The organism is Sphingopyxis sp. (assembly GCF_041916015.1).
In the GTDB taxonomy this organism is placed as follows: Bacteria; Pseudomonadota; Alphaproteobacteria; order Sphingomonadales; family Sphingomonadaceae; genus Sphingopyxis.
The window spans coordinates 1-21,458 of sequence record NZ_JAYSAH010000053.1; the positions used below are offsets into that span (position 1 = coordinate 1).

The window sequence follows — 21,458 nt, forward strand, 5'->3', positions numbered from 1 at the left end:
ATTGAGATTATGTTCGGTCGCCTGAAAGACTGGCGCCGCGTCGCAACCCGCTACGATCGGTGCCCGAAGGCCTTCTTCTCCGCCGTCGCCCTCGCTGCCACTGTCATCTTCTGGCTCTGATCAATGAGTCCTGACCCTAGCCAAACCGATAGCGATGCAACCCGCGCCCCTCACGGCGCAGCCAGGCGCGCGCGGCGGCGACATCGCCGTCGTGCAGTTCATCGACCAGCGCGTGAAAGGCCGGGCTGTGGTCCATGTGCCGCAAATGCGCGACCTCGTGCGCGACGGTCGCGCGGCGGACATGATCGGGCGCCATCACCAGTCGCCAGCTATAGCGCAGGTCCCCATCGTGGGTGCAGCTCCCCCAGCGGCTGCGCGGATCGCCGACCCCGATGCGGCCGACGCGCAGCCCCGCGCGGTCCGCGATCTCGCGGCTCTCGCGCGTCATCACCTCAAGCGCCTCGGCCCTGAGCCAGCGCTCGATCCGGCGACCGACCGTCTCCTCCGGGCCACCGACCAAGAGGACATCGTCGCGTAGCCGGACCGCGCGCGGCACGGCGGGATTCCAATCGACCCGGCGGAGCGTACCGAACATGGGGACAGCTTGGCCCGGCCCCACATATACCGGCGCATCGGCCTTTCCGACCTGGGTCTTCAACCAGTCCTGCTGTTCGCTCGCCCATTTGAGCGCGCGCGCGGCATTCGCGCGGCGCGGCAAGGTAAGCCGGAGCTCGCCGCGCGCTCCGTCGAAGATCAGCTTGTAACGGCGCGACTGGGCATGGTGGACGAGCCGCACCGGCCATGGGGTTTCGCCCACCCAGATCTGCGGGCGCTCGTCGCGAAGATCAGACGACGCGTTCGACAAGATGATTCTCCAGCGGCCCCGCCATATCCTCACCAACCGTCCAGCCGACGATCGATTCGCCGGCGTGGTGCACCGCCTCCCGATCTCCGCAGACCAGATAATGCCAGTCGGGCAGCGGCTCGCCCTCGGCACGCAGTCGATAGGCGCAGGTCTGCGGCAGCCATTCGATGTCGGCGACCTTCGCCTTGGTCAGCGTCAGGCAATCGGGAACATGGCGGCGGCGATGCTTGTAATCGCCGCAGCGCGCGGTCGAAAGGTCGAGCAGGCGGCACGCGACATTGGTCGGATAAATGCGCCCACTATCCTCATCTTCGAGCTTGTGGAGGCAGCATTTGCCGCAGCCGTCGCACAAGGCCTCCCACTCGCCGGCGTCGAGGCTGGCGAGCGGCGCTTCCCAGAAGCGGCGCCCGGCCGGGCTCATTTCACCCACTTCGCCAGCTCGGCGGCGACCTTCTCGGGAGCGCCTTCGTCGGCGTCGGTCGAGGGGTCGTCGAGCGGCAGCAGCGCGAGCGGCTTGCCCGCCGGGTCCATCAGGAAGGCGAGCTGGCTGTGCGCCATCAGATAACGGCCGGGTGCCGATCCCGGCACCTTGTTGTAGGTGACGACATAGGCCTTGGCGACCGCCGCAATCTGCTCGGGCGTGCCGGTGAGGCCGATCAACCGCGGGTGATAGCGGCTGACGAACGCTTTCAGCGCCGCGGGCGTGTCGCGTTCGGGATCGACGGTGATGAACATCGGCGCGACCTTGGCGCCGCGCACCGCATCGCTCTTCTCGAACGCGGCGAGGCCGCGCATCAGCTTCTGCAGATCGACCGGGCAGATGTCGGGGCAATAGCTGTAACCGAAATAGACGAGGCGGTATTTGCCCGCGAAATCACTGTCGCGGACCGTCTTGCCGTCCTGATCGGTCAAGGTGAACGGCCCGCCGATCTTCGCCCCCGCGAGCGGCGGTTCGCCGGCAGGCGCATCGGACGAGGCATTGCACGCCGCGAGCATCGCGGTCATCAGCAGGAGAGCACTTGACCGGGCCAGCTTTCGCCCCATGTTTGCGATATTCATCATGGGGCCAGCCTTGATCGGCTAGCCGGTGAAAATCAACCACTGTCGTGACGACGACAATTTTACCTTGTCGTGACGACGACATCATTTGCGAGGGGTCGCCCACCATGTTCCGACGCGCGGATATCCGCCTTGCCTCTCTGGTCCTGCTGACCGCGGTCGCGGCAGGCTCGCTGAGCGCTCCGGCGCTCGCCCAGTTCCGCGGCGCCTATGGCTTCCTGCAGGCGGTCGACAGCCGCGACGGCACCAAGGCGACCGACGCGCTGAAGGACGATCCCTCCTTCGTCAACACGCGCAACCCCGACACCGGCGAGACCGCGCTGATCATCGTCGCCAAGCGGCGCGACGCGACCTGGCTGCGCTTTCTGGTCAGCAAGAATGCCGATCCCTCGATCGCCGACCGTCAGGGCGTAACCCCGCTGATGCACTGCGCGCTGATGAATTTCACCGAAGGCGCCGAAACGCTGCTCGAGGCCAAGGCGCCCGTCGATCAGACGAACCGCCGTGGCGAGACCGCGCTGATCCTGGCGGTGCAGGCCAAGAATGCCGCGATGGTGCGGCTGCTCGTCCGGAACGGCGCCAGCCCTGACAAGGCCGACCATATCGCCGGCATGTCGGCGCGCGAATATGCCAAGCGCGACGACCGTACCGGCCAGCTCACCGCGCTGCTCAACGCCAAGGACGGCGCGGTGCGCGATTCGGGGGCAACCTTCGGGCCGAAATAGCTACCAATGTGATATGCGGATTGACAATCACATTTTGATGTGAGACATGATCGCCATGTCCACACAGCTCATCGATCGTATCCGCGCCATCGTCGAAGACGGCACCATGTCCCGCTCGGGGCTGGCGCGCGCCGCGGGTCTCCACGCCAACAGCCTCCGCGACATCGATTCCGACGGCTGGAACCCCACCGCCGAGACGCTGCGCAAGCTCGAGAACTGGCTCGCGACCGGCAGCGACATTTCCCCGATGGCGACGCCCGAGGAAATCATCGCCGAGGCGCGCAACGGCCGCATGTTCATCCTTGTCGACGACGAGGATCGCGAGAATGAGGGCGACCTCGTTATCCCGGCACAGATGGCGACTCCCGATGCGATCAACTTCATGGCGACCCACGGCCGCGGGCTCGTCTGCCTGACGCTGACGCGCAGCCGCGTCGAGACGCTCGGGCTCGAACTGATGAGCCGCAACAACGGCACCCGCCACGAAACCGCCTTCACCACCTCGATCGAGGCGCGCGAGGGTGTCACCACCGGCATTTCGGCGGGCGACCGCGCGCGCACCGTGGCGGTCGCGATCGACGCCGGCAAGACCCGCGACGACATCGTCACGCCGGGCCATATCTTTCCGCTGATAGCGCGCGACGGCGGCGTCCTCGTGCGCGCCGGCCATACCGAGGCGTCGGTCGATATCGCACGGCTCGCCGGGCTCAACCCCTCGGGCGTGATCTGCGAGATCATGAACGACGACGGGACGATGGCGCGGCTCGACGACCTCATCCCCATCGCCCGCCGCCACGGGCTGAAGATCGGGACGATCGCCGACCTGATCGCCTATCGCAGCCGCAGCGACCGGCTGGTCGAATGCGTGTCCGACGAACCGTTCGAATCGGATTACGGCGGCGACTGGCGCCTCAAATCCTATCGCAACAAGGTCGACGGCTCGGTCAATCTGGTGCTCCAGAAGGGACCCGTCGATCCCGCGGGCGTGACGCTGGTGCGAATGCACGCTGTCTCGATCTTCGACGACATCATGGGGCGTCCCGGCCCCCGCAAGCGCCGCCTCCAGCGCTCGATGGACGCGATCGGCGAGGCGGGTGCGGGGGTGATCGTGATGCTGATGCGTCCGCTCCCCGGCTCGGCGGAGGCCGAAGCGATCCCGCCGTCCTCGGGCGGCATGGACCTGCGCACTTACGGTATCGGCGCCCAGATTCTTGCCGACCTCGGCGTCCATGCGATGGAATTGCTCACCCCTACCCACAGCAATATCGTCGGCCTCGAAGGCTATGGCCTGTCAGTCGTCGGCGAACGCCCGATCCCCGGAGAGAGTGAATAATGGCACATGTCCTGATCGTCGAAGCCCGCTTCTACAGCCACCTCAACGACATGCTGCTCGACGGCGTGCGCAGCGCGCTCGACGCCGAAGGCCACAGCCACGAGACGGTGACCGTCCCCGGCGCGCTCGAAGTGCCCGCGGCGATCTCGCTCGCCGCTGACAGCGGGCGTTACGATGCCTATGTCGCGCTCGGCGTCGTGATCCGCGGCGAGACCTATCATTTCGAGGTCGTCTCGAACGAAAGCGCGCGGGGCATCATGGCGCTGACGCTCGACGGGCTCGCGATCGGCAACGGCATATTGACCGTCGAGAATGAGGAACAGGCGCTTGCGCGCGCCGACAAGACGCGCAAGGATAAGGGCGGCGAGGCGGCGAAGGCTGCGCTTGCGATGCTGGCCTTGAAGGAACAATTCGGCATTGGCTGATCGACCGCCCCCCGGCCGCTATTCCGTCGTCGAACGCGGCGGGCGGCTGGTGGTGATCGATCGCGAGACCGGCCGGACCCCGCCGAGCGCCGCCGAGCGCATGGCCGAGCATGACCGGCGTATGGGAACCGAACCCGTCCGTCCGGCGGCGCGGCGCTCGCCCGAGGAAGCGGCCGCGGACCTTGCCCCCGAAACCGTCGAACTGGTGATCGAGGCGCCGGTGCGGCCCGCGAACCCCACCATGGCAGCCACCGTCGCGGCGATGAACCACAAGCGGCCGTGGAAGAATCAATCGCGGAAACCCGCCGCCGCACCAGCGCGCATCCCGCAGCGCCCTGCACTGCGGACGCAAGCGGTCGGCCGCAAGACGATCGTCACCGGGAAATGGTGGGATTCAAAGGGTCCGCGGACGATCGAGCTTGGCCCGAAAGGTCAGCAGGTGCTGACCGGCGGTTTCACCACCCTGTTTTTCGCCGTGTTGATCGCGGCGATCGTGACCCTGTTCATCGCGCCGGTCGTGCTGTTCATCGGCGCCTTTCTCGCCTTCCAGTTCGGCGGCAAGATATTGGGACCGATCGGCGCCGGCATCGTCGACAAGGCGGTGGCGGAACGGAATTAGAGGGTTGCAGCGATATGGAACCGCGTGCCCCTGCGGAGGCAGGGGCCCATCTCCCGTCGGCGCCATTTTTAACCGTCCGGAGATGGGTCCCCGCCTTGCGGGGATACACCAAACTACTGCTTAATAAGGACTAAAGCCTAAGCGGCGACCAGCGCCGGATAGTCGGTGTAGCCCTCCGGCCCCGGCGAATACCAGGTCTGCGGATTGTCCGCCGACCAGTCGGCGCCGCTCCGGATCCGCTCGACGAGGTCGGGATTGCCGATGAAGGGCCGGCCGAAGCTGATCGCGTCGGCAACACCATTCGCCAGATCTGCCTCCGCCTCGGCGACGCCATAGTCGCTGTTGAGGATCAACGGCCCCTTGAACACCTGCCGGATCGCCGGCGACTGTTTCGGCACGTCGGTACGCCCGAAAGTGCCGTTGGGACCCGGTTCGCGCAGTTCGAGGAAGGCGATGCCGAGCGCGTCGAGCGCCGCCGCCGCCGCGGGGAACAGCGCTTCGGGGGCGCTGTCATCGACGCCCTGCGTATCGCCGTTCGGCGACAGGCGCACGCCGACGCGGTCCTTGCCCCACACGCCGATCAGCGCCTCGGCGACTTCGCGGAGCAGGCGAATGCGGTTCTCGACCGGCCCGCCATAATCATCGTCGCGCAAATTGCTGCCGTCGCGCAGGAACTGGTCGATCAGATAGCCGTTGGCACCGTGGAGCTGAACCCCGTCAAAGCCGGCTTTCTTCGCATTTTCGGCCGCCTTCACATAATCGGCGATGACGCGCGGGATTTCGCCGAGTTCAAGCGGGCGCGCGACCTCATATTCGAACCGGCCGACCGGCGTATGCGCCTTGCCCGGCGCCTGCGTCGCCGAGGCCGATACCGGCGGCTTGCCGTCGTTGAACACCGAATGGACGACGCGCCCCATGTGCCAGAGCTGCGCGACGATACGCCCGCCCGCCGCATGAACCGCATCGGTCACGGGCTTCCACCCCTCGACCTGCGCGTCGGTCCACAGGCCCGGAGCGCTCGGCCAGCCGAGCCCTTCCTGCGAGATGCCCGTGGCTTCCGAGATGATCAGCCCCGCGGAGGCGCGCTGGCGGTAATAGTCGCGCGCGAGCTCGTTGGGCACAAAGCCCGGCCCGGCGCGGCCGCGGGTCAGCGGCGCCATGATGATGCGGTTCGGCGCCTCGATGGCGCCCAGTTTAATCGGGTCGAACAGTGATGCGGCCATGATTTTCCACCTTTCACTTTTATCCGCGACGCCCTGGCCGGTCGCCGCTATGGCCCGCGAAGCTATGGATGCCCCGGCGCCGGCACAATGGTGGGTAGCAAAAGAAAATCTAAATGACAGCGAAGATCGAAAGCGTGGACGACGGGCAGGGGGCGAGCTCCCGCAGGGGCCGCTGGGCATTTTTCGCGCTTCTCGCGGGCAATATCGCGCTGTCGGTCGGCGCGATGTTCGTTCGCCTCGCCGAAATCGACGGCGTCGGCCCGACCGCCTCGGCCTTCTGGCGGATGGCGATCGCCTTGCCCTTCCTGTTCGCGCTGGCGGCGCGGGAGAGCGGCGGGCGGCTGCCCCCGCGCCCCGCGATCGGCGTGGCCGCGGCGGCAGGCATCTTCTTCGCGCTCGACCTCGCCGCATGGCATCTCGGTATCCTGCAGACCAAGGTCGCCAACGCGACGCTGTTCGGCAACTGCGCCAGCCTGCTGCTCGTTCTCTGGGGCATCTTCCTGACGCGCACGCTGCCGCGCGGCGGACAGGCGCTCGCGATCCTCCTCGCCTTTGCGGGAGCCGCGCTGCTGATGGGCCAAAGCTACGAGCTTTCGCCCGCCTATCTGGTCGGCGACCTGTTGAGCCTGCTCGCGGGGGTGCTCTACACCGGTTATGTGATCCTGATGCAGCGTGTCCGCGACACGCTCGCGCCCTGGACCGCGCTGTCGATCGCCTCCTTCGTCTGTATACCGATCCTGCTCGGCACCGCGCTGGCGCTCGGCGAAACCGTCATGCCGCACGACTGGACCCCGCTGATCCTGCTCGCGCTCACCAGCCAGATTATCGGCCAGGGGCTGATGACCTGGTCGCTGCCGCGCTTTTCGCCGCTGGTGATCGGGCTGACCCTGCTCGTCCAGCCGGCGGGCGCGGCGCTCGCGGGGTGGATCATGTTCGGCGAGCGGCTGGGACCCATCGACATTTTCGGCGGCGCGCTCGTCGGCGCGGCGCTGGTGCTGATTCGGTTGCCGAGCCGCCGCGCACGGCCTATCTGACGGACATGGCCCAAACGCTCCCCGCCGACCCCACGCTTGACGAGATTCGCGCCGCGCTTGCACCGCTGGTCGCCGAAACGGCAGCGTTCGGCGGCTTCAGCGACGCCGCGCTCACCGATGCCGCCCAGCGCGCCGGGGTCGATCCCGACATCGCACGGCTCGCCTTTCCCGGCGGCGCGCGCGACATGGTCGATGCCTGGTTCGCGAGCATCGACGCCGCGATGGCCGAACGCTGGCCCGCCGAAAAGCTCGCGATGCTCAAGATTCGCGAACGCATCACGACGCTCGTCGAAGCGCGCGTCGACCTGCTCGCCGACAACCGCGAGTCGTTGCGCCGCGCGCTCGCACTGCTGGCGCTGCCGACCAATGCCCCGCACGCGGCGAAACTCGGCTGGCGCGCCGCCGATCTGATGTGGCGCCTCGCCGGCGACACCGCCACCGACTATAATCATTACAGCAAGCGCGCGATCCTCGGCGCGGTTTACGGCTCGACGATGGCGGTGTTCCTGAACGACGAGAGCGAGGATCTCGCCGACACCCGCGCCTTCCTCGCGCGCCGCATCGACGGCGTGATGCGCTTCGAGGGCTGGAAGCATCGCCGTGCCGCGCGCAGCATCGAACGCCCGAGCCTCGCACGCTTTGTCGGGCGGCTGCGCTATCCGGGCCGCTAAGCCCTAATTTACAAACAGGGCTGGCCTTCCCTCGCTGTTATTGATAATCGCTCGCAAATGATTGCGAAGCTCGATTCCTCGCCGCTCGGCATCGCCGTGCGCATCGCCCGCATCGACTGGGCCGCGATGTCAGAGGATGAGGGGCGGCGCCTACGCGAATTCGGGCTGATGGAAGGGTGCGAGATCACCCCGCGCCATCGCGGCAGCATTTTCTCACGCGACCCGCTCGCGCTCACCATCGGGCGGATGCAGGTGATCATCCGCAGCCGGCAGGCGGCGGCGATCGAGGTCGAGACCGCGGCATGACGCGAACGACATGACTGGCGCCATTCCCTCCATCGCCCTCGTCGGCAATCCCAATGCGGGCAAGTCGAGCCTGTTCAACGCGCTGACCGGCGCGCGGCAGAAGATCGCCAATTATCCGGGCGTCACCGTCGAGCGGAAGGCCGGCCATGCGAGTTTCGCCGACGGACGTCCGATCTCGCTGATCGACCTTCCCGGCACCTACAGCCTGACCCCCGCCAGCCTCGACGAGGCGGTGACGCGCGATGTCGTGCTCGGTAAGCAGGCGGGCGAGACGCGCCCCGACGCGCTGATCGTCGTCGTCGATGCCGCGAACCTCGACAATCACCTCTGCTTCGCGCTCGAGTTGCTCGCGCTCGGGCTGCCGACCGTGGTCGCGCTCAACATGCTCGACCTTGCCGAGCGCGACGGGCTGACGCTCGATCCCGAACGGCTTTCGCGCGAACTCGGCGTCCCGGTCGTCCCGACCGTTGCAGTGCGCAAGCGCGGGCTCGCCGAATTGCTCGAAGCGGTCGATGGGGCGATCGCCAAGCATCAACCGCGCGAAGCCATGCCCGCTCCACAGAACGACGCCTCGCTTCATCAGCGCGCGCGCGCGCTCGCCAAGGCCGCGACGATCGACGAGACGCCGGTGCGCCGCTGGACGCAGCGCGTCGATTCGGTCGTGCTCCACCCGGTCGGCGGTCTCGTCATCCTGCTTGCGCTGATGTTCGTGATGTTCCAGGCGGTCTACGCCGCCGCCGAGGCGCCCGCCGATTTCCTCGAAGCCGGGGTCGGCGTGTTGCAGGGCTGGGCCACCGATCTCCTGCCGGACGGCTTTTTGCGCGGGCTGATCGTCGAGGGCCTGCTCGCGGGCGTCGGCGCGGTCGTCGTCTTCCTGCCGCAGATTCTGATCCTCTTCCTCTTCATTCTGCTGCTCGAGGCGTCGGGCTATATGACCCGCGCCGCCTTTCTGATGGACGGGCTGATGGGCAAGGTCGGATTGTCGGGGCGCGGTTTCATCCCGCTTCTCTCCAGCTTCGCCTGCGCAGTGCCGGGCATCATGGCGACGCGCTCGATCCCTGACGAGAAGGACCGGCTGACGACGATCCTGATCGCGCCGTTGATGACCTGTTCGGCGCGAATGCCCGTCTATGCGCTGGTCATCGGCGCCTTCATCCCCGCGCGCAATGTCGGCGGCCTGCCGATCGGGCTGCAGGGCCTCGTCCTGTTCGGCCTGTTCCTGAGCGGAATCGTGGGCGCGCTGCTCGTCGCCTGGATCCTCCGCCGCTCGGTGACCAAGGGCAATGCCGCGGGCTTCATGATGGAGATGCCGCGCTATCAATGGCCGCGCGCGGGCGACATCGTGATCGCTTTGTGGCAGCGCGCGTGGATTTTCCTGCGCCGCGCCGGCACGATCATCGCGGGGACGACGGTGGTGCTGTGGCTTCTGCTGAGTTATCCCAAAGTGCCCGCCGACAGCGCGCTGAGCCAGGTCGAATATAGCGTCGGCGGCCGCATCGCGAGCGGGCTCGAGGTGCTGGTGAAACCGATCGGCTTCAACCACGACATCGCGGTCGCGCTGATCCCCGCGATGGCGGCGCGCGAGGTCGCGGTGTCGGCGATGGCGACCGCCAATGCGATCGACGCGGGCGACGACGAGGAGAAGATGTCGGAAAAGCTCGGCGCCACTTTGCAGGGCAAGTGGAGCCTCGCGACCGCGCTCGCCTTCCTCGCCTGGTTCGTCTTCGCGCCGCAGTGCATATCGACGATCGCGATCACCCGGCGCGAGACCAACGGGTGGAAATGGCCCCTCTTCATGGTTGGCTATTTGTTCGCACTCGCCTATGTCGCTGCTGGTATCACTTACTGGACGGCCGTCGCCTTCGGACTCGGCTGATCCTCCCAAACTTCAAGCGGAGCGGAGCGGCGATGGCTGGCAGCGTCAACAAGGTTATTCTCATCGGCAATCTGGGCGCCGATCCCGAAATCAAGTCGTTCCAGAACGGCGGCAAGATCGCCAATATCCGCATCGCGACCAGCGAACAGTGGAAAGATCGGATGACCGGCGAGCGCAAGGAGCGCACCGAATGGCATAATGTCGTGATCAACGGCGACGGGCTGGTCGGCGTGGTCGAACGCTACCTCAAGAAGGGCTCGAAGGTTTACATCGAAGGCTCGCTTCGTACCCGCAAGTGGCAGGACCGCGACGGCAACGATCGCTATACGACCGAAGTCGTCATCGCGGGCATGGGCGGCACGCTGACCATGCTCGACGGCGCGCCGGGCGGCGGTGGCGGCTCGCGCGGCGGCGGCGATAGCTGGGGCCAGGGCGGCGGTAGCTCGGGAGGTTCGAGTGGCGGCTGGGATCAGGGCGGCTCGTCCGGCGGCGGAAGCTCGGGCGGCGGCTGGAACCAGGGCGGCGGCGGGTCGAGCGGCGGCGGCCGTCCGCCCTTCGACGACGATCTGGACGACGACGTCCCCTTCTGAGGCCAGAACTCAGCCCCGTTCGTGCTGAGCTTGTCGAAGCACTGTCCTTTCTTGTGACGCCGCGGGAAAGAAGAGCCGCCCTTCGACAAGCTCAGGGCGAACGATGTAGGGTATGACCGTGGCAGGACTTGCCGGTGCCGAAATCGGAATTACCGCCGCGGACGTCGCACGCGGCGTGTGTCGGCTGTTCGCGCAGCAGGGGCTCGTCGCGATTCCAGAGGTGACGCTCCCCAACGGGCGGCGCACCGACCTCACCGCGATCGATGCCAAAGGCCATATCACGATCGTCGAGATCAAGGTCAACCGGGCCGACCTGCACGGCGACGGCAAATGGCCCGACTATTGCGACTGGTGCGACCGCTTCTATTGGGCGCTGGCGGCGGGGCTCGACCCGGCGATTCTGGAAACCCCAGATTATCGCCCCGAAACCTCGGGACTGATCGTCGCTGACCGCTATAGCGCGGCGGTCGTGCGTGAAGCCGCGAACTGCAATCTCGCCCCGGCACGGCGCAAGGCCGAACTGCTCCGTATCGGCCGGCTCGCAATGCGCCGCTCGATGATCGCGGCCGACCCCGAACTGGCGGCGAGCTGGATCGAGGGCTAGGCGCCGCGCGCCTGCATCCGCGCGAGATAGCGTGCAAGGACGTCGATTTCCAGATTCACCGGCCGTCCCGCCGCCGCTTCGTTCAGCGTCGTCATCTCCTGTGTGTGCGGGATGATGTTGAGCGTGAAATGCGCGGTGCCGTCCGGCTGGTCGATGACCTCGTTGACAGTCAGCGACACGCCGTCGAGCGTAATCGACCCCTTGGGCGCAATATGCGGTGCGAGTTCGGCCGGTGCCTCGACCGTCACCTTGACGCTGTCGCCGACAGATTCGACCGCGACGATCCGACCGACCGCATCGACGTGGCCGGTGACGATATGCCCGCCAAGCTCATCGCCGATCTTCAGTGCCCGCTCAAGGTTGAGGCGGCGTCCCGCGTCCCACATCCCCGGTGCGGTGCGGACGAGCGTTTCGGCGCTCGCATCGATCGCGAACCAGTTGCCGCCGCTGTCCCGGCCTTTATCGACCACCGTCAGGCACGCGCCCGAACAGGCGATCGACGCGCCGAGGTCGATGCCGTCGACTTCGTAGCGCGTCGCGATGACGAGCCGGGTGTCGCCGCGGTCTTCGCGGCTGCGGATGGTGCCGATGTCGGTGATGATGCCGGTGAACATGGGTCGCTTATCCTTCCGCCTATCCTTCTCTGGCGCGCTCGTAGACGTCGAGCCGGTCGCTGCCAAGCATCCGGCTGTCGGCGAGCCGCCACCGGCCGTGCGCGTCGGCAAGATTGGCAAGGCCGATGTCGTCGAGCGCCGCTTTGCCCCTGCCGATCAGGATCGGCGCGCGGTAGAGGAGCAGGCGATCGACACGGTCGGCGGCGAGGACGGCCGAGGCCGCCCCGGCGCCGCCCTCGACGAGCAGCGAATCGACGCCGCCGATCGCCTCGGGCGAGGCGACGGCGGTCCAGCCATCGGGCGCGGCGCGGCGCGTCAGCATGAGTTTTTGCGGGCTCCGTTCTTTCAGCCCCGGCAAGCGCACATCGAGCTTCGGCGCGTCGGCCTCGAACGTCCCGCGCCCGACGAGGATCGCCTGATGCATCGCGCGCTCGAGATGCCCGTGCGCACGGGCGCGGTCGCCGGTGATCCAGCGGCTCGACCCGTCAGCCATCGCGATGCAGCCATCGAGCGAAGTCGCGAGCTTTAGCGTCACGAAGGGCCGCCCGAGGGTCTGCCGCGTCCACCACGGCGCCATCGCGGCGCGCGCTTCGGCAGGCATCACATGGAACAGAACCTCGACCCCCGCCTCCCGCAACCGCGCGATCCCGACACCATCGGTCCGCGGATCGGGATCCTGCGCGGCGATGACGACGCGCGCGACCCCGGCGGCGATCAGCGAATCGCTACACGCCGGACCGCGCGTGCTGGTGTGTGCGCAGGGCTCGAGGCTGACATAAGCGGTCGCGCCGCGCGCCGCCTCTCCCGCCGCCGCGAGCGCCACCGCTTCGGCGTGCGGCCGCCCGCCCGCCTGTGTCCAGCCGCGCGCAACGACGCGCCCATCCTTGACGAGGATGCAGCCGACGGTCGGATTCGGCGCCGACGCGGGCCGGCCGCGCCGCGACAGAGCGATCGTCGCGGCCATCCAGTCGGCGTCGGTATGTGAAGACTGCATCAGGGCCGGGGCTTGGCCGTCGGCGCCGCATGCGGCCCGCGCGCCGCACGTTCCGCCAGGGTCGAATGCGTCTGCACCGGCTCGGGTCTCTTCATCGCCTCGGTGGTCGCGGCATCGCCCAGCGTCTCACGCGTCAACCGGTCAGCCTCGGTCGAATCATAATCGATCCCCAGGCTCTTCGCGAGCCGCTGATATTCGGCGCGCTTTTCGGCGTTGAGCCGCGTCGTTTCCTTCGCACGCGCGACCCAGTCGGCGCGAACCTCGCCTTCGCTCCGCGTCGCTTTCCAATTTTCGAAATAGACGATCTGCGGCTTCGGCTTCTCATAGGGGATCAGATACTCCGAGACGCCGTGAAAGATCAGGTACGTCAACGCGATCGCCACGCCCCATATCGCCCAGCGATGCGGGCGCGGTTCGCGGATATAGCCCCAGAAATCGCTGAGGCCGCCGGTGACATCCATATTATTGAACATTCCCATGTGCTCAATTTAAGCGATGTCGATCGATATTGCGAGCCACGATGCAGGGGCCGCGATTGCACGCAATGGCTATCCACGCCGCAAAGATTGCAAAAAATGCAACTACGGATGCTCATTTCGCAGTTGCGGAAATCATTGTGCAGTGCAATATCACACTTGCCTTTTAGGCATCCTCTCCCAAAAACTTTCAAAGGCCGCCCTCGGGCGGCCTTTTTTTCGACTTTTTTGGTTGAGAGGGTCGATTCGGTGATTCGATTTCAATCTTGCGCCGGCGTTCGCGCTTCGAATCGCCGCACTTCGGCGATGAAGCTGCCCGGAAGCGGCGTGGGTTGCCCGCTGTCGCTGTCGATATGCGCATAGCGGATCTCGATATCGGTAAGCCGCTCTGAATCGCGAAAGATTCCGCAATGGAGCGTGAAATTCGTCCGCCCGAACCGGCTGACACGCGCCGCGATTATAATCAGCTCGTCGAGCCGCGCAGGAGCATGATAGGCGATCTCGCAATGCGTCTCGCGAATGTCTGTACCATATTGGTGAAAATAGGGGCCGGGCTGCCCTTCCCCGAGCGCGCGGAAATATTCGGTCACCCCGATGTCGGCATAGACCAGATAATGGGCGTTGAAGACGATATTCTGGCCGTCGATCTCGTTGAAACGCACGCGCACCGTCTCGCGGACGCGAAAATCACCGAGCGGAACCTGCTCCATCGCGGCCTCAGGCGGCGAGCGCGGCGGGGGTGCGGTCGAGCGGCGCGCACGCCGCCTCGAGCCAGTCGCGCTCCTCGCCCGCCATGTCTGCGCCCAGCTTTGCGAGCACCTCGGCGTGATAGGCATCGAGCCAGTCGGCTTCGGCGGGCGACAACAGTGCCACATCGACAAGGTTCTGCGCGATCGGTGCGAAGGTGATCGTCTCGAACCCCAGCATCTCCTCCTCGGCCCCCGCGATGCGCTGCGCGGTGACGATCACGAGATTCTCGATCCGAATGCCGAAATGCCCCGCCTTGTAATAGCCGGGCTCGTTCGAGAGGATCATCCCCGCGTGGAGCGGTTCCTCGGTCCCCGCCTGCCCGCCCGCGGGCTTGGCGATGCGCTGCGGCCCTTCGTGGACCGCAAGATAGGTCCCGACGCCGTGACCCGTGCCATGCGCATAATCGACCCCGTCGGCCCAGAGATATTGGCGCGCGAGAATGTCGAGCTGGCTGCCGCGCGTCCCCTTGGGGAAACGCGCGGTCGCCAGCGCGATATGGCCCTTCAAGACCTGCGTAAAGCGGCGGCGCATCTCGGCGGTCGGGGTGCCGATCGCGATCGTGCGCGTGATATCGGTCGTGCCGTCGGCATATTGGCCGCCCGAATCGACGAGGTAGAGCGTCCCCGTTTCGATCGCGCGGTTGGTCGTCTCGTCGACCTTGTAGTGCGGCAATGCACCGTTCGGGCCGGCGGCCGAAATGGTGTCGAACGACAGATCCCTGAGCACGCCGCTGTCGTCGCGGAACGCGCGCAGCTTCGCCGCCGCGCCGAGTTCGTCGAGCCCGCCCTGCGGCGCGACCTCCTCCATCCATTTGAGGAAGCGCGCGACCGCGACCCCGTCGCGGACGTGGGCGGCGCGGGTGCCGTCGAGTTCGGTGGCGTTCTTGATCGCCTTGGGCAGCACTGCGGGGTCGCGGTGGCGTTCGATCTTCGCGCCCGCCGCTTCGAGCGCGGTGAAGATCGCCGCGACGGCGCGGTCGGGGTCGACCGCCACCTTCTTGCCCGCAAGGTCGGCGAGCGCTGCCTCGAACGCGTCGCGATCGTGAATCCGCACGCTGTTGCCGAGATGCGCGCGCACGGCGTCGGTGACCTTTTCGGGCGCGATGAACAGGTCGGCGGTCGCATCGGCATGGAGCAGCGCGAAGGCGAGGCCCACCGGCGTGTGGCTGACGTCGGTGCCGCGAATGTTGAAGGTCCAGGCGATCGAATCGAGCGCGGTCATCACGGTGGTGTCGAGGCCCTTCGCCTTCAGCCAGTCGGCGATGATCTCCCGCTTCTCGACCGCGCTCTGGCCGGCGAGCGCGGCATCATGGACCGTCACCACCGCATCGCTCGGCGCGGGCTGGTCGTCCCACGCCGCATCGAGCGGGTTGGGCGTCACCGCGACAAGGCTCGCGCCCTTCGCCGCCAGCGCGCGCTCCAGCCCGCGCGCCCAGTCGATGCTGTGGAGCCAGGGGTCGTAGCCGACCTTCTGCCCCGCACTGACGTTCGCGCCGAGCCATTCGGCGACGCTCGACTGCGGCACGCCGACATAGTCGAACAGCGACCCGTCGACCTGATCGCGCACCTGCACGGTATAGCGCCCGTCGACGAACACCGCGGCCTTCGTGGGCAGCACCGCCGCGGTTCCTGCCGAGCCGCCGAACCCCGTCAGCCACGCCATGCGCTGCGCATAGGCGCCGACATATTCGCTCATATGTTCGTCGCTGATCGGCACGACGAAACCGTCGAGGCCGCGCGCTTTCAGTTCGGCGCGGACGCGGGCGAGGCGTTCGCCGTAAATTGTGCCGGGGACGGGGCTGGACATGGCTGGTTCCTTGTTCCTACATCGCAGCCGATCCTGCCCACCGGGGGCGATGCTGCGGGGGTCTCGTGATGCGCGCTATTTGGATGTTTCTGGCCGCAATTACCACCCTGCTTGTCGCCACCCCAAGTGCCTTCGCCGAAGAGAAAGAGACAATATTGACCAACAACCCAGCCGCTCCGGTTGCCGACAAGCGGCCGCACCTATTGACGCTGCACGGCGAAACCCTGTCCGATCCGTACTTCTGGCTGCGCGACCAGAGCTATCCGGTTGTCGATGACAAAGACATCCTCGATTATGTGAAGGCCGAGAATGCCTATTTCGATGCGGCGATGAAGCCGCACGCCAAGCTGGTCGAGACGCTGTTCCAGGAGATGAAGGGCCGCATCAAGGAGGCCGATTCGAGCGTGCCGCAAAAGGACGGCGACTGGCTCTACTGGGTCGAATATGAAGAGGGCGCCGAATATAAGAAATGGTATCGGAAACCCGTCGCGGGGGGCGAAACCCAGCTGATTCTCGATGAAGTGGCAATGGCCGGCGGCAAGGAATATTTCCGCCTCGCCGAGCTGTCAATCAGCCCGAACGGCAAGCTGATGGCCTATTCGTTCGACGACAATGGCTCCGAACGCTTCGAGGCGCGCATCCGCAATCTCGACACCGGCGAACTGCTCCCCGATGTCATCCCCGGCACGCTGTCGTCGCTCGTGTGGACCGCGGGTAACGACGCGATCCTCTATGGTCTGGCGAACGAGAATTGGCGCACCGACAATGTGCGGCTGCACAAGCTCGGCAGCCCGGTCGGCCAAGACAAATTGCTCTACAAGGAGCCCGACATCGGTTTCGGGGTCGGGATCGGCAAGACCGCCGCCGACAATTATATCGTCATCGCGACGGGCGATAACGAGACGAGCGAGGTCTATCTGCTCCCCGCCGACAATCCCGAAGCCCCGATGCAGCTCGTCTCGGCGCGGCAGAAGGGCCGCGAGTACAGCGTCGATGAGCGTGACGGCACGCTCTATATCCACACCAACGACGAGCATCCGAACTTCCGTGTCGCGACCGCGAGCGTGAAGAATCCGGGAAAGTGGACGACACTGATTCCGGGGTCGGACCACAGCTACATCACCGGCTTCTCGGTGTTCCGCGACTATTTCGTCCTCGAAAGCCGCGAGGATGGGCTCGATCAGGTCGATGTCCGCACATATGACGCACCGCTGACCCCCGGCCGGATTCAGTTTCCGGAGGCCACCTATGTCGCAGGGCTCGGCGACAATCCCGAATATCATCAGGACAAGCTGCGCCTCGACTATGAGTCGATGGTCACCCCCGATACCGTTTATGATTACGACCTTGCGACCGGAAAGCTCGAGACGCTGAAGGTCCAGGAAATCCCTTCTAGTTATGATTCAACACAGTATATAACCGAATTGGTTAACCTGCCGAGCCGCGACGGCAAGACGATGATTCCCGCCTCGCTCGTCTACAAGAAGGGGACGAAGCTCGACGGCAGCGCCCCGATGCATCTCTATGCCTATGGCAGCTACGGCTATCGCGTTCCGCCGGGCTTTTCGACGACGCGGCTCAGCCTCGTCGATCGCGGGATGATCTATGCGATCGCGCATGTCCGCGGCGGCGATGACCTCGGGCGCGCCTGGTATCTCGCGGGCAAGACCAATCACCGCAAGAACACGTTCAACGATTTCATCGACGTCGCGAAGGGACTGATCGCAAAGGGCTATACCAGCGCCGGCAAGATCTCGATCGAGGGCCGCTCGGCGGGCGGACAGGTGATGGGCGCAGTTTATAACGAGGCGCCCGAACTATGGGGTGCGGTGCTCGCGGGGGTGCCCTTCGTCGACGTCATTAACACGATGGTCGATGAAACGCTGCCGCTGACCCCGGGCGAATGGCCCGAATGGGGCAATCCCGTCACCGACAAGGCGGCGTTCGACTATATGCTGAGCTACAGCCCCTACGACAATGTCACCGCCAAAGCCTATCCGCCGATGCTGGTGTCGGCGGGCCTCAACGACCCGCGCGTGACCTATTGGGAGCCCGCCAAATGGGTCGCCAAACTGCGCGCGACGCGGACGAACGATGCGACGCTCCTCCTCCGCACCAACATGGGCGCCGGCCACGCGGGCAAATCGGGCCGCTGGGGTTCACTGCACGAGGATGCCGAGGAGTTCGCCTTCGTGCTGACGCAGCTCGGGGTGGAGAAATAGGTTTTTCATTCCGTCATCTCCGTGGAGGTTAGGTGAGATAGCCTAGCCCAACCAACTCACGCTCCAGCGTCCCGGCATCCACGAATTGATGTCCCGCGATGCCGACCGATTCGGCGCCCGCGATATTATTGGCGACATCGTCGATGAACAGCGCGCCTGCGGGGTCGATGCCGAACCGTTCGATCGCGAGGCGGTAGATCGCCGGATCTGGCTTCGTCAGTCGTTCGATGCCCGAAACGAGGATGTCGCGAAAGCGATCGAAGACCGGCTGGGTCGGGCGGAAGCCTTCCCAGAACTCACGGCCGAAATTGGTGATTGCAAAGAGCGGCACGCCAGCGGCGTCGAGCCGCTCGACGAGTTCGAGGCTGCCGGGCATCGGACCGGGGATCGTCTCGTTGAAGCGCGCCGCATAGGCGTCGATCAACGGCGCGCGATCGGGGAATTCAGCCTTCAGCTCGGGCAGCATCGCGGCGAGCGGGCGGCCGGCGTCGTGCTGGAAATGCCATTCGGGCGTAACGACATGGGTCACGAACCATTCAAGCTCGCCTCTGTCGTCGATCAGCTTCGCGAACAAATAGCGCAGGTCCCAGTCGAAGAGGACGCGGCCGACGTCGAAGATCACGCTTTGGCGAATCATGACTGCCCCAGACACGTGAAAGCGCCGCCGGAAGCATCCGACGGCGTCACGCTAACTTGGCTATGCGCGCGGGACAATGTCCCGGCAGGGCGTTTAGCCCTGGCGCGCCTTGAAGCGGCGGTTGGTCTTGTTGATCACATAGGTACGGCCACGGCGGCGGATAACGCGGTTATCCCGGTGGCGGTCCTTCAGCGACTTCAGGCTGTTGCGAATCTTCATGATCTCTGTCCGTAAATCTTGGCGTTGCTACGCGAAGCGGCGCAACTATGGGGAAGCGGCCGAAAAGTCAACCGCTCCGCGCCCATATTTCGTCACCCGGCCAGCGCCTTTTGCCGCCGCCGCTGCACCGAGGAGCCATAGCCCATCGCCTCGCGATATTTGACCACGGTGCGCCGCGCGATATCGTGGCCCTCGGCGGAGAGTTTTTGCGCGATCGTTTCGTCGGAGAGAATCGCTTTTGCGTCCTCGGCCTCGATCATCGCCTTGATCCGGCTCTTCACCGCCTCGGCCGACACCGCGCCGTCGCCCTCGGTCGCCGCGATACCCGACGAGAAGAAATATTTGAGTTCGAACAACCCGCGCGCGCAGCTGAGATATTTGTTGCTCGTCACGCGGCTGACGGTCGATTCGTGCATGCCGATCTCCTCGGCGACCTGCCGCAGCGTCAACGGCCGCATATGCGCGACCCCGTGCAGGAAAAACCCCTCCTGCTGCTTCACGATCGCGCTCGCGACCTTGACGATCGTGCGCTGGCGCTGGTCGAGCGCGCGGACGAGCCAGTTGGCGCCCGCCAGCTGTTCGGACAGCCATGCCTTGCTCTTCGCCGCCGCGCCCTGCGCCAGCTCGGTATAATAGCGCCGGTTGACGAGCAGGCGCGGCAAGGTGCCGCTGTTGACCTCGACCGCCCAGCCCTTCGCGGTCTGGCGGACGAAGAGGTCGGGGACGACCGCCTGCGCGCCCTCGCCGCCGAATTTAAGGCCGGGCTTGGGATCGTAGGCGCGCAGCTCGCGGATCATGTCGGCGAGATCCTCGTCATCGACGCCGCAGATACGCTTGAGCTGAGGGAAGGCGCCCTTCGCGACGAGATCGAGATGCGCGATCATCGTCGCCATCGCGGGGTCATAGCGGTCGGCCTCGCGCGCCTGGATCGCGATACATTCGGCAAGGTCGCGCCCGCCCACCCCCGAGGGGTCGAAAAGCTGAATGCCGGCCAGCACCGCTTCGACCAGCGCCAGCGGCACTCCGAGCTGCACCGCAAGTTCGGTGAGGTCGGCGCGCAGATAGCCCGCCTCGTCGATCAGCGCGACAAGCTGCGCCGCGACGATCGCCTCGATCCCGTCAAAACGCTCGCCGACCTGTGCGAGAAGATGGTCGTGAAGCGTGCCGTCATGGTCTGCGAAGCTGTCGAAATCGATGTCCTCGCCCGAGCCCGAGAGACCGACCGAATCGCTGGCGCTGTCGTGGTGAAACCGCTCTTCGCCAAAATCGACGTCGAGATCGTCGGCGGTGCCCGCGTCGGAGGAAAGCGCCTGATCGGTCCCGGTTTCGCCCGAAACGGCGGCGACAGACGCCTCGCCCCCCTGTTCGTCGGGGCCGCCCCCGTCCTGATCGCCCGACGCGGTGTCGAGCAGCGGATTGCCCTCGAGCGCCTCGGCCAGATAGGATTCGAGTTCGAGATTCGACAGCGCAAGCAGCTTGATCGCCTGCTGCAACTGCGGCGTCATCACCAGCGATTGCGACTGGCGTAAATCGAGGCGCGGACCCAACGCCATCGGCGGCTAGAAACTCACAGGGAGAAGCCCTCGCCGAGGTAGAGGCGGCGGACCTCGGGGTCGGCGACGAGCTCTTCGGGCGAGCCGGCGAGCAGCACCTTGCCGTCGTAGATGATGCAGGCGCGATCGACGAGGTCGAGCGTCTCGCGCACATTATGGTCGGTGATCAGCACGCCGATGCCCCGATTCTTAAGGTCGGCGACGAGGTCGCGAATGTCGCTGATCGACAGCGGATCGATGCCCGCGAAGGGTTCGTCGAGCAGGATGATCGACGGGTTGGCCGCAAGCGCGCTCGCGATCTCGGCGCGGCGGCGCTCGCCGCCCGACAGCGCCATCGCCGAGGCGTCGCGCAGCCGCGCAAGGCCGAATTCGTCGAGCAGTTCCTCGAGCCGGCGCTCGCGCGCGACCTTGTCGGGTTCGGCGAGTTCGAGCACCGCAGCGATATTCTGTTCGACGGTCATGCCGCGAAAGATCGAGGTTTCCTGCGGCAGATAGCCGAGACCGAGGATCGCGCGCCGGTACATCGGCAGCGCGGTGATGTCGGCACCGTCGAGCATGATGCGCCCGGCGTCGGGCTTCACCAGCCCCATGATCGAATAGAAGCAGGTCGTCTTGCCTGCGCCGTTCGGACCGAGCAGCCCGACGACCTCGCCCTTGCCGACCGACAGCGACACATCGGAGAGGACGACGCGCTTGTCATAGCTTTTGGCGATCGAGATGACCGCGAGTCCGTTGCCGGCGGCAGCGTCCTCCTGGACATGCGCCCGGTGTTCGCTGATCCCGTGGTCGCCTTCGGCAATCGTGGTAGCGGTCGCGTCGTCGGTCATAAACTGGTCGGTTCCGTTCTAGCCCCCTGC

24 protein-coding genes and 1 pseudogene are annotated in these 21,458 nt (G+C 66.0%); 12 read left to right on the forward strand and 13 right to left on the reverse strand.

The window, feature by feature from the left end; genetic code table 11:
• A pseudogene (locus tag ACE3SL_RS08445) lies at positions 1–120 on the forward strand (IS5/IS1182 family transposase); the annotation flags it as partial.
• Positions 121–136: 16 nt separating this feature from the next.
• On the opposite strand, the gene ACE3SL_RS08450 reads toward ACE3SL_RS08445, so the two are convergent.
• Genes ACE3SL_RS08450 through ACE3SL_RS08460 form a run of 3 tightly spaced genes read right to left on the reverse strand, consistent with a single transcriptional unit; the run spans position 137 to position 1,927 of the window.
• A complete protein-coding gene (locus tag ACE3SL_RS08450; RefSeq protein WP_374525301.1) occupies positions 137–865 on the reverse strand; it encodes a M48 family metallopeptidase in 729 nt (242 codons plus the stop codon).
• Positions 846–1,286 carry a YcgN family cysteine cluster protein gene (locus ACE3SL_RS08455; protein ID WP_374525302.1) on the reverse strand — a complete coding sequence of 147 codons (441 nt, stop codon included), beginning with the start codon at positions 1,284–1,286 and terminating at the stop codon, positions 846–848. The genes ACE3SL_RS08450 and ACE3SL_RS08455 overlap by 20 nt, the downstream gene beginning before the upstream one ends.
• A complete protein-coding gene (locus ACE3SL_RS08460; protein ID WP_374525303.1) occupies positions 1,283–1,927 on the reverse strand; it encodes an SCO family protein in 645 nt (214 codons plus the stop codon). Before ACE3SL_RS08460 ends, ACE3SL_RS08455 begins: the two co-directional genes overlap by 4 nt.
• Before the next feature lie 104 nt (positions 1,928–2,031).
• Here ACE3SL_RS08460 and ACE3SL_RS08465 point away from each other — a divergent pair, with 104 nt between their 5' ends.
• Genes ACE3SL_RS08465 through ACE3SL_RS08480 form a run of 4 tightly spaced genes read left to right on the forward strand, consistent with a single transcriptional unit; the run spans position 2,032 to position 5,026 of the window.
• The gene (locus ACE3SL_RS08465) at positions 2,032–2,649 is read left to right on the forward strand and encodes an ankyrin repeat domain-containing protein (protein ID WP_374525304.1); all 618 of its coding nucleotides are present in this window, start codon (positions 2,032–2,034) and stop codon (positions 2,647–2,649) included.
• A 55-nt stretch (positions 2,650–2,704) separates the two neighbouring features.
• Positions 2,705–3,982 carry a 3,4-dihydroxy-2-butanone-4-phosphate synthase gene (ribB, locus tag ACE3SL_RS08470; protein WP_374525305.1) on the forward strand — a complete coding sequence of 426 codons (1,278 nt, stop codon included), beginning with the start codon at positions 2,705–2,707 and terminating at the stop codon, positions 3,980–3,982.
• Positions 3,982–4,407 (forward strand): 6,7-dimethyl-8-ribityllumazine synthase, encoded by a 426-nt coding sequence (ribH, locus tag ACE3SL_RS08475; protein ID WP_295321834.1) that lies wholly within the window; start codon positions 3,982–3,984, stop codon positions 4,405–4,407. Before ribB ends, ribH begins: the two co-directional genes overlap by 1 nt.
• Complete coding sequence (locus tag ACE3SL_RS08480) at positions 4,400–5,026, forward strand: hypothetical protein (protein WP_374525306.1); 627 nt, start codon at positions 4,400–4,402, stop codon at positions 5,024–5,026. The genes ribH and ACE3SL_RS08480 overlap by 8 nt, the downstream gene beginning before the upstream one ends.
• A gap of 137 nt (positions 5,027–5,163) precedes the next feature.
• Here the strand turns inward: ACE3SL_RS08480 and ACE3SL_RS08485 are convergent, their stop codons facing one another.
• A complete protein-coding gene (locus ACE3SL_RS08485; RefSeq protein WP_374525307.1) occupies positions 5,164–6,249 on the reverse strand; it encodes an alkene reductase in 1,086 nt (361 codons plus the stop codon).
• 113 nt (positions 6,250–6,362) lie between these two features.
• Between ACE3SL_RS08485 and ACE3SL_RS08490 the strand changes: the two genes are divergently transcribed.
• From ACE3SL_RS08490 to ACE3SL_RS08515, 6 genes are all read left to right on the forward strand, one after another.
• Entirely contained in the window at positions 6,363–7,283 is a 921-nt protein-coding gene (locus tag ACE3SL_RS08490) for a DMT family transporter (protein ID WP_374525308.1), read from the forward strand.
• Between the two features lie 5 nt (positions 7,284–7,288).
• A complete protein-coding gene (locus tag ACE3SL_RS08495) occupies positions 7,289–7,954 on the forward strand; it encodes a COQ9 family protein (RefSeq protein ID WP_374525309.1) in 666 nt (221 codons plus the stop codon).
• A gap of 57 nt (positions 7,955–8,011) precedes the next feature.
• Complete coding sequence (locus tag ACE3SL_RS08500; protein ID WP_374525310.1) at positions 8,012–8,260, forward strand: FeoA family protein; 249 nt, start codon at positions 8,012–8,014, stop codon at positions 8,258–8,260.
• A 10-nt stretch (positions 8,261–8,270) separates the two neighbouring features.
• The gene (locus tag ACE3SL_RS08505) at positions 8,271–10,136 is read left to right on the forward strand and encodes a ferrous iron transporter B (RefSeq protein WP_374525311.1); all 1,866 of its coding nucleotides are present in this window, start codon (positions 8,271–8,273) and stop codon (positions 10,134–10,136) included.
• A gap of 32 nt (positions 10,137–10,168) precedes the next feature.
• A complete protein-coding gene (gene ssb / locus ACE3SL_RS08510; RefSeq protein WP_374525312.1) occupies positions 10,169–10,726 on the forward strand; it encodes a single-stranded DNA-binding protein in 558 nt (185 codons plus the stop codon).
• 112 nt (positions 10,727–10,838) lie between these two features.
• Positions 10,839–11,330 carry an MmcB family DNA repair protein gene (locus ACE3SL_RS08515; RefSeq protein WP_374525313.1) on the forward strand — a complete coding sequence of 164 codons (492 nt, stop codon included), beginning with the start codon at positions 10,839–10,841 and terminating at the stop codon, positions 11,328–11,330.
• Here ACE3SL_RS08515 and ACE3SL_RS08520 read toward each other — a convergent pair.
• The 5 genes from ACE3SL_RS08520 to ACE3SL_RS08540 form a co-directional block, all read right to left on the reverse strand.
• Complete coding sequence (locus tag ACE3SL_RS08520; protein ID WP_374525314.1) at positions 11,327–11,944, reverse strand: riboflavin synthase; 618 nt, start codon at positions 11,942–11,944, stop codon at positions 11,327–11,329. The two genes, ACE3SL_RS08515 and ACE3SL_RS08520, sit on opposite strands and share 4 nt — an antisense overlap.
• A 19-nt stretch (positions 11,945–11,963) precedes the next feature.
• A complete protein-coding gene (gene ribD, locus ACE3SL_RS08525; protein ID WP_374525349.1) occupies positions 11,964–12,908 on the reverse strand; it encodes a bifunctional diaminohydroxyphosphoribosylaminopyrimidine deaminase/5-amino-6-(5-phosphoribosylamino)uracil reductase RibD in 945 nt (314 codons plus the stop codon).
• Positions 12,909–12,937: 29 nt separating this feature from the next.
• The gene (locus ACE3SL_RS08530) at positions 12,938–13,411 is read right to left on the reverse strand and encodes a hypothetical protein (RefSeq protein WP_374525315.1); all 474 of its coding nucleotides are present in this window, start codon (positions 13,409–13,411) and stop codon (positions 12,938–12,940) included.
• Positions 13,412–13,674: 263 nt separating this feature from the next.
• Positions 13,675–14,124, reverse strand: a complete 450-nt coding sequence (locus ACE3SL_RS08535; RefSeq protein ID WP_374525316.1) for an acyl-CoA thioesterase — start codon at positions 14,122–14,124, stop codon at positions 13,675–13,677.
• A gap of 7 nt (positions 14,125–14,131) precedes the next feature.
• Positions 14,132–15,970 carry an aminopeptidase P family protein gene (locus tag ACE3SL_RS08540; protein ID WP_374525317.1) on the reverse strand — a complete coding sequence of 613 codons (1,839 nt, stop codon included), beginning with the start codon at positions 15,968–15,970 and terminating at the stop codon, positions 14,132–14,134.
• An 83-nt stretch (positions 15,971–16,053) separates the two neighbouring features.
• On the opposite strand from ACE3SL_RS08540, the gene ACE3SL_RS08545 reads away from it, so the two are divergent.
• The gene (locus tag ACE3SL_RS08545; protein ID WP_374525350.1) at positions 16,054–18,192 is read left to right on the forward strand and encodes a S9 family peptidase; all 2,139 of its coding nucleotides are present in this window, start codon (positions 16,054–16,056) and stop codon (positions 18,190–18,192) included.
• Between the two features lie 28 nt (positions 18,193–18,220).
• Here the strand turns inward: ACE3SL_RS08545 and ACE3SL_RS08550 are convergent, their stop codons facing one another.
• From ACE3SL_RS08550 to lptB, 4 genes are all read right to left on the reverse strand, one after another.
• Positions 18,221–18,829, reverse strand: a complete 609-nt coding sequence (locus ACE3SL_RS08550; RefSeq protein ID WP_374525318.1) for an HAD family hydrolase — start codon at positions 18,827–18,829, stop codon at positions 18,221–18,223.
• 93 nt (positions 18,830–18,922) lie between these two features.
• Positions 18,923–19,048: a type B 50S ribosomal protein L36 gene (gene ykgO / locus ACE3SL_RS08555; protein WP_003046794.1), complete on the reverse strand. Its 126-nt coding sequence runs from the start codon at positions 19,046–19,048 to the stop codon at positions 18,923–18,925.
• Between the two features lie 92 nt (positions 19,049–19,140).
• A complete protein-coding gene (rpoN, locus tag ACE3SL_RS08560) occupies positions 19,141–20,601 on the reverse strand; it encodes an RNA polymerase factor sigma-54 (protein WP_374525319.1) in 1,461 nt (486 codons plus the stop codon).
• A gap of 14 nt (positions 20,602–20,615) precedes the next feature.
• Positions 20,616–21,428: an LPS export ABC transporter ATP-binding protein gene (lptB, locus tag ACE3SL_RS08565; RefSeq protein WP_374525320.1), complete on the reverse strand. Its 813-nt coding sequence runs from the start codon at positions 21,426–21,428 to the stop codon at positions 20,616–20,618.
• Between the last annotated feature and the right edge of the window lie 30 nt (positions 21,429–21,458).

Coding starts and splice junctions, on each gene's coding strand:
- ACE3SL_RS08455 (WP_374525302.1), bottom strand. CDS start 1,286: ATGAGCCCGGCCGGGCGCCGCTTCTGGGAAGCGCCGCTCGCCAGCCTC.
- ACE3SL_RS08460 (WP_374525303.1), bottom strand. CDS start 1,927: ATGATGAATATCGCAAACATGGGGCGAAAGCTGGCCCGGTCAAGTGCT.
- ACE3SL_RS08465 (WP_374525304.1), top strand. CDS start 2,032: ATGTTCCGACGCGCGGATATCCGCCTTGCCTCTCTGGTCCTGCTGACC.
- ribB (WP_374525305.1), top strand. CDS start 2,705: ATGTCCACACAGCTCATCGATCGTATCCGCGCCATCGTCGAAGACGGC.
- ribH (WP_295321834.1), top strand. CDS start 3,982: ATGGCACATGTCCTGATCGTCGAAGCCCGCTTCTACAGCCACCTCAAC.
- ACE3SL_RS08485 (WP_374525307.1), bottom strand. CDS start 6,249: ATGGCCGCATCACTGTTCGACCCGATTAAACTGGGCGCCATCGAGGCG.
- ACE3SL_RS08490 (WP_374525308.1), top strand. CDS start 6,363: ATGACAGCGAAGATCGAAAGCGTGGACGACGGGCAGGGGGCGAGCTCC.
- ACE3SL_RS08495 (WP_374525309.1), top strand. CDS start 7,289: ATGGCCCAAACGCTCCCCGCCGACCCCACGCTTGACGAGATTCGCGCC.
- ACE3SL_RS08500 (WP_374525310.1), top strand. CDS start 8,012: ATGATTGCGAAGCTCGATTCCTCGCCGCTCGGCATCGCCGTGCGCATC.
- ACE3SL_RS08505 (WP_374525311.1), top strand. CDS start 8,271: ATGACTGGCGCCATTCCCTCCATCGCCCTCGTCGGCAATCCCAATGCG.
- ssb (WP_374525312.1), top strand. CDS start 10,169: ATGGCTGGCAGCGTCAACAAGGTTATTCTCATCGGCAATCTGGGCGCC.
- ACE3SL_RS08515 (WP_374525313.1), top strand. CDS start 10,839: ATGACCGTGGCAGGACTTGCCGGTGCCGAAATCGGAATTACCGCCGCG.
- ACE3SL_RS08520 (WP_374525314.1), bottom strand. CDS start 11,944: ATGTTCACCGGCATCATCACCGACATCGGCACCATCCGCAGCCGCGAA.
- ribD (WP_374525349.1), bottom strand. CDS start 12,908: ATGGCCGCGACGATCGCTCTGTCGCGGCGCGGCCGGCCCGCGTCGGCG.
- ACE3SL_RS08530 (WP_374525315.1), bottom strand. CDS start 13,411: ATGTTCAATAATATGGATGTCACCGGCGGCCTCAGCGATTTCTGGGGC.
- ACE3SL_RS08535 (WP_374525316.1), bottom strand. CDS start 14,124: ATGGAGCAGGTTCCGCTCGGTGATTTTCGCGTCCGCGAGACGGTGCGC.
- ACE3SL_RS08540 (WP_374525317.1), bottom strand. CDS start 15,970: ATGTCCAGCCCCGTCCCCGGCACAATTTACGGCGAACGCCTCGCCCGC.
- ACE3SL_RS08545 (WP_374525350.1), top strand. CDS start 16,054: ATGTTTCTGGCCGCAATTACCACCCTGCTTGTCGCCACCCCAAGTGCC.
- ACE3SL_RS08550 (WP_374525318.1), bottom strand. CDS start 18,829: ATGATTCGCCAAAGCGTGATCTTCGACGTCGGCCGCGTCCTCTTCGAC.
- ykgO (WP_003046794.1), bottom strand. CDS start 19,048: ATGAAGATTCGCAACAGCCTGAAGTCGCTGAAGGACCGCCACCGGGAT.
- rpoN (WP_374525319.1), bottom strand. CDS start 20,601: ATGGCGTTGGGTCCGCGCCTCGATTTACGCCAGTCGCAATCGCTGGTG.
- lptB (WP_374525320.1), bottom strand. CDS start 21,428: ATGACCGACGACGCGACCGCTACCACGATTGCCGAAGGCGACCACGGG.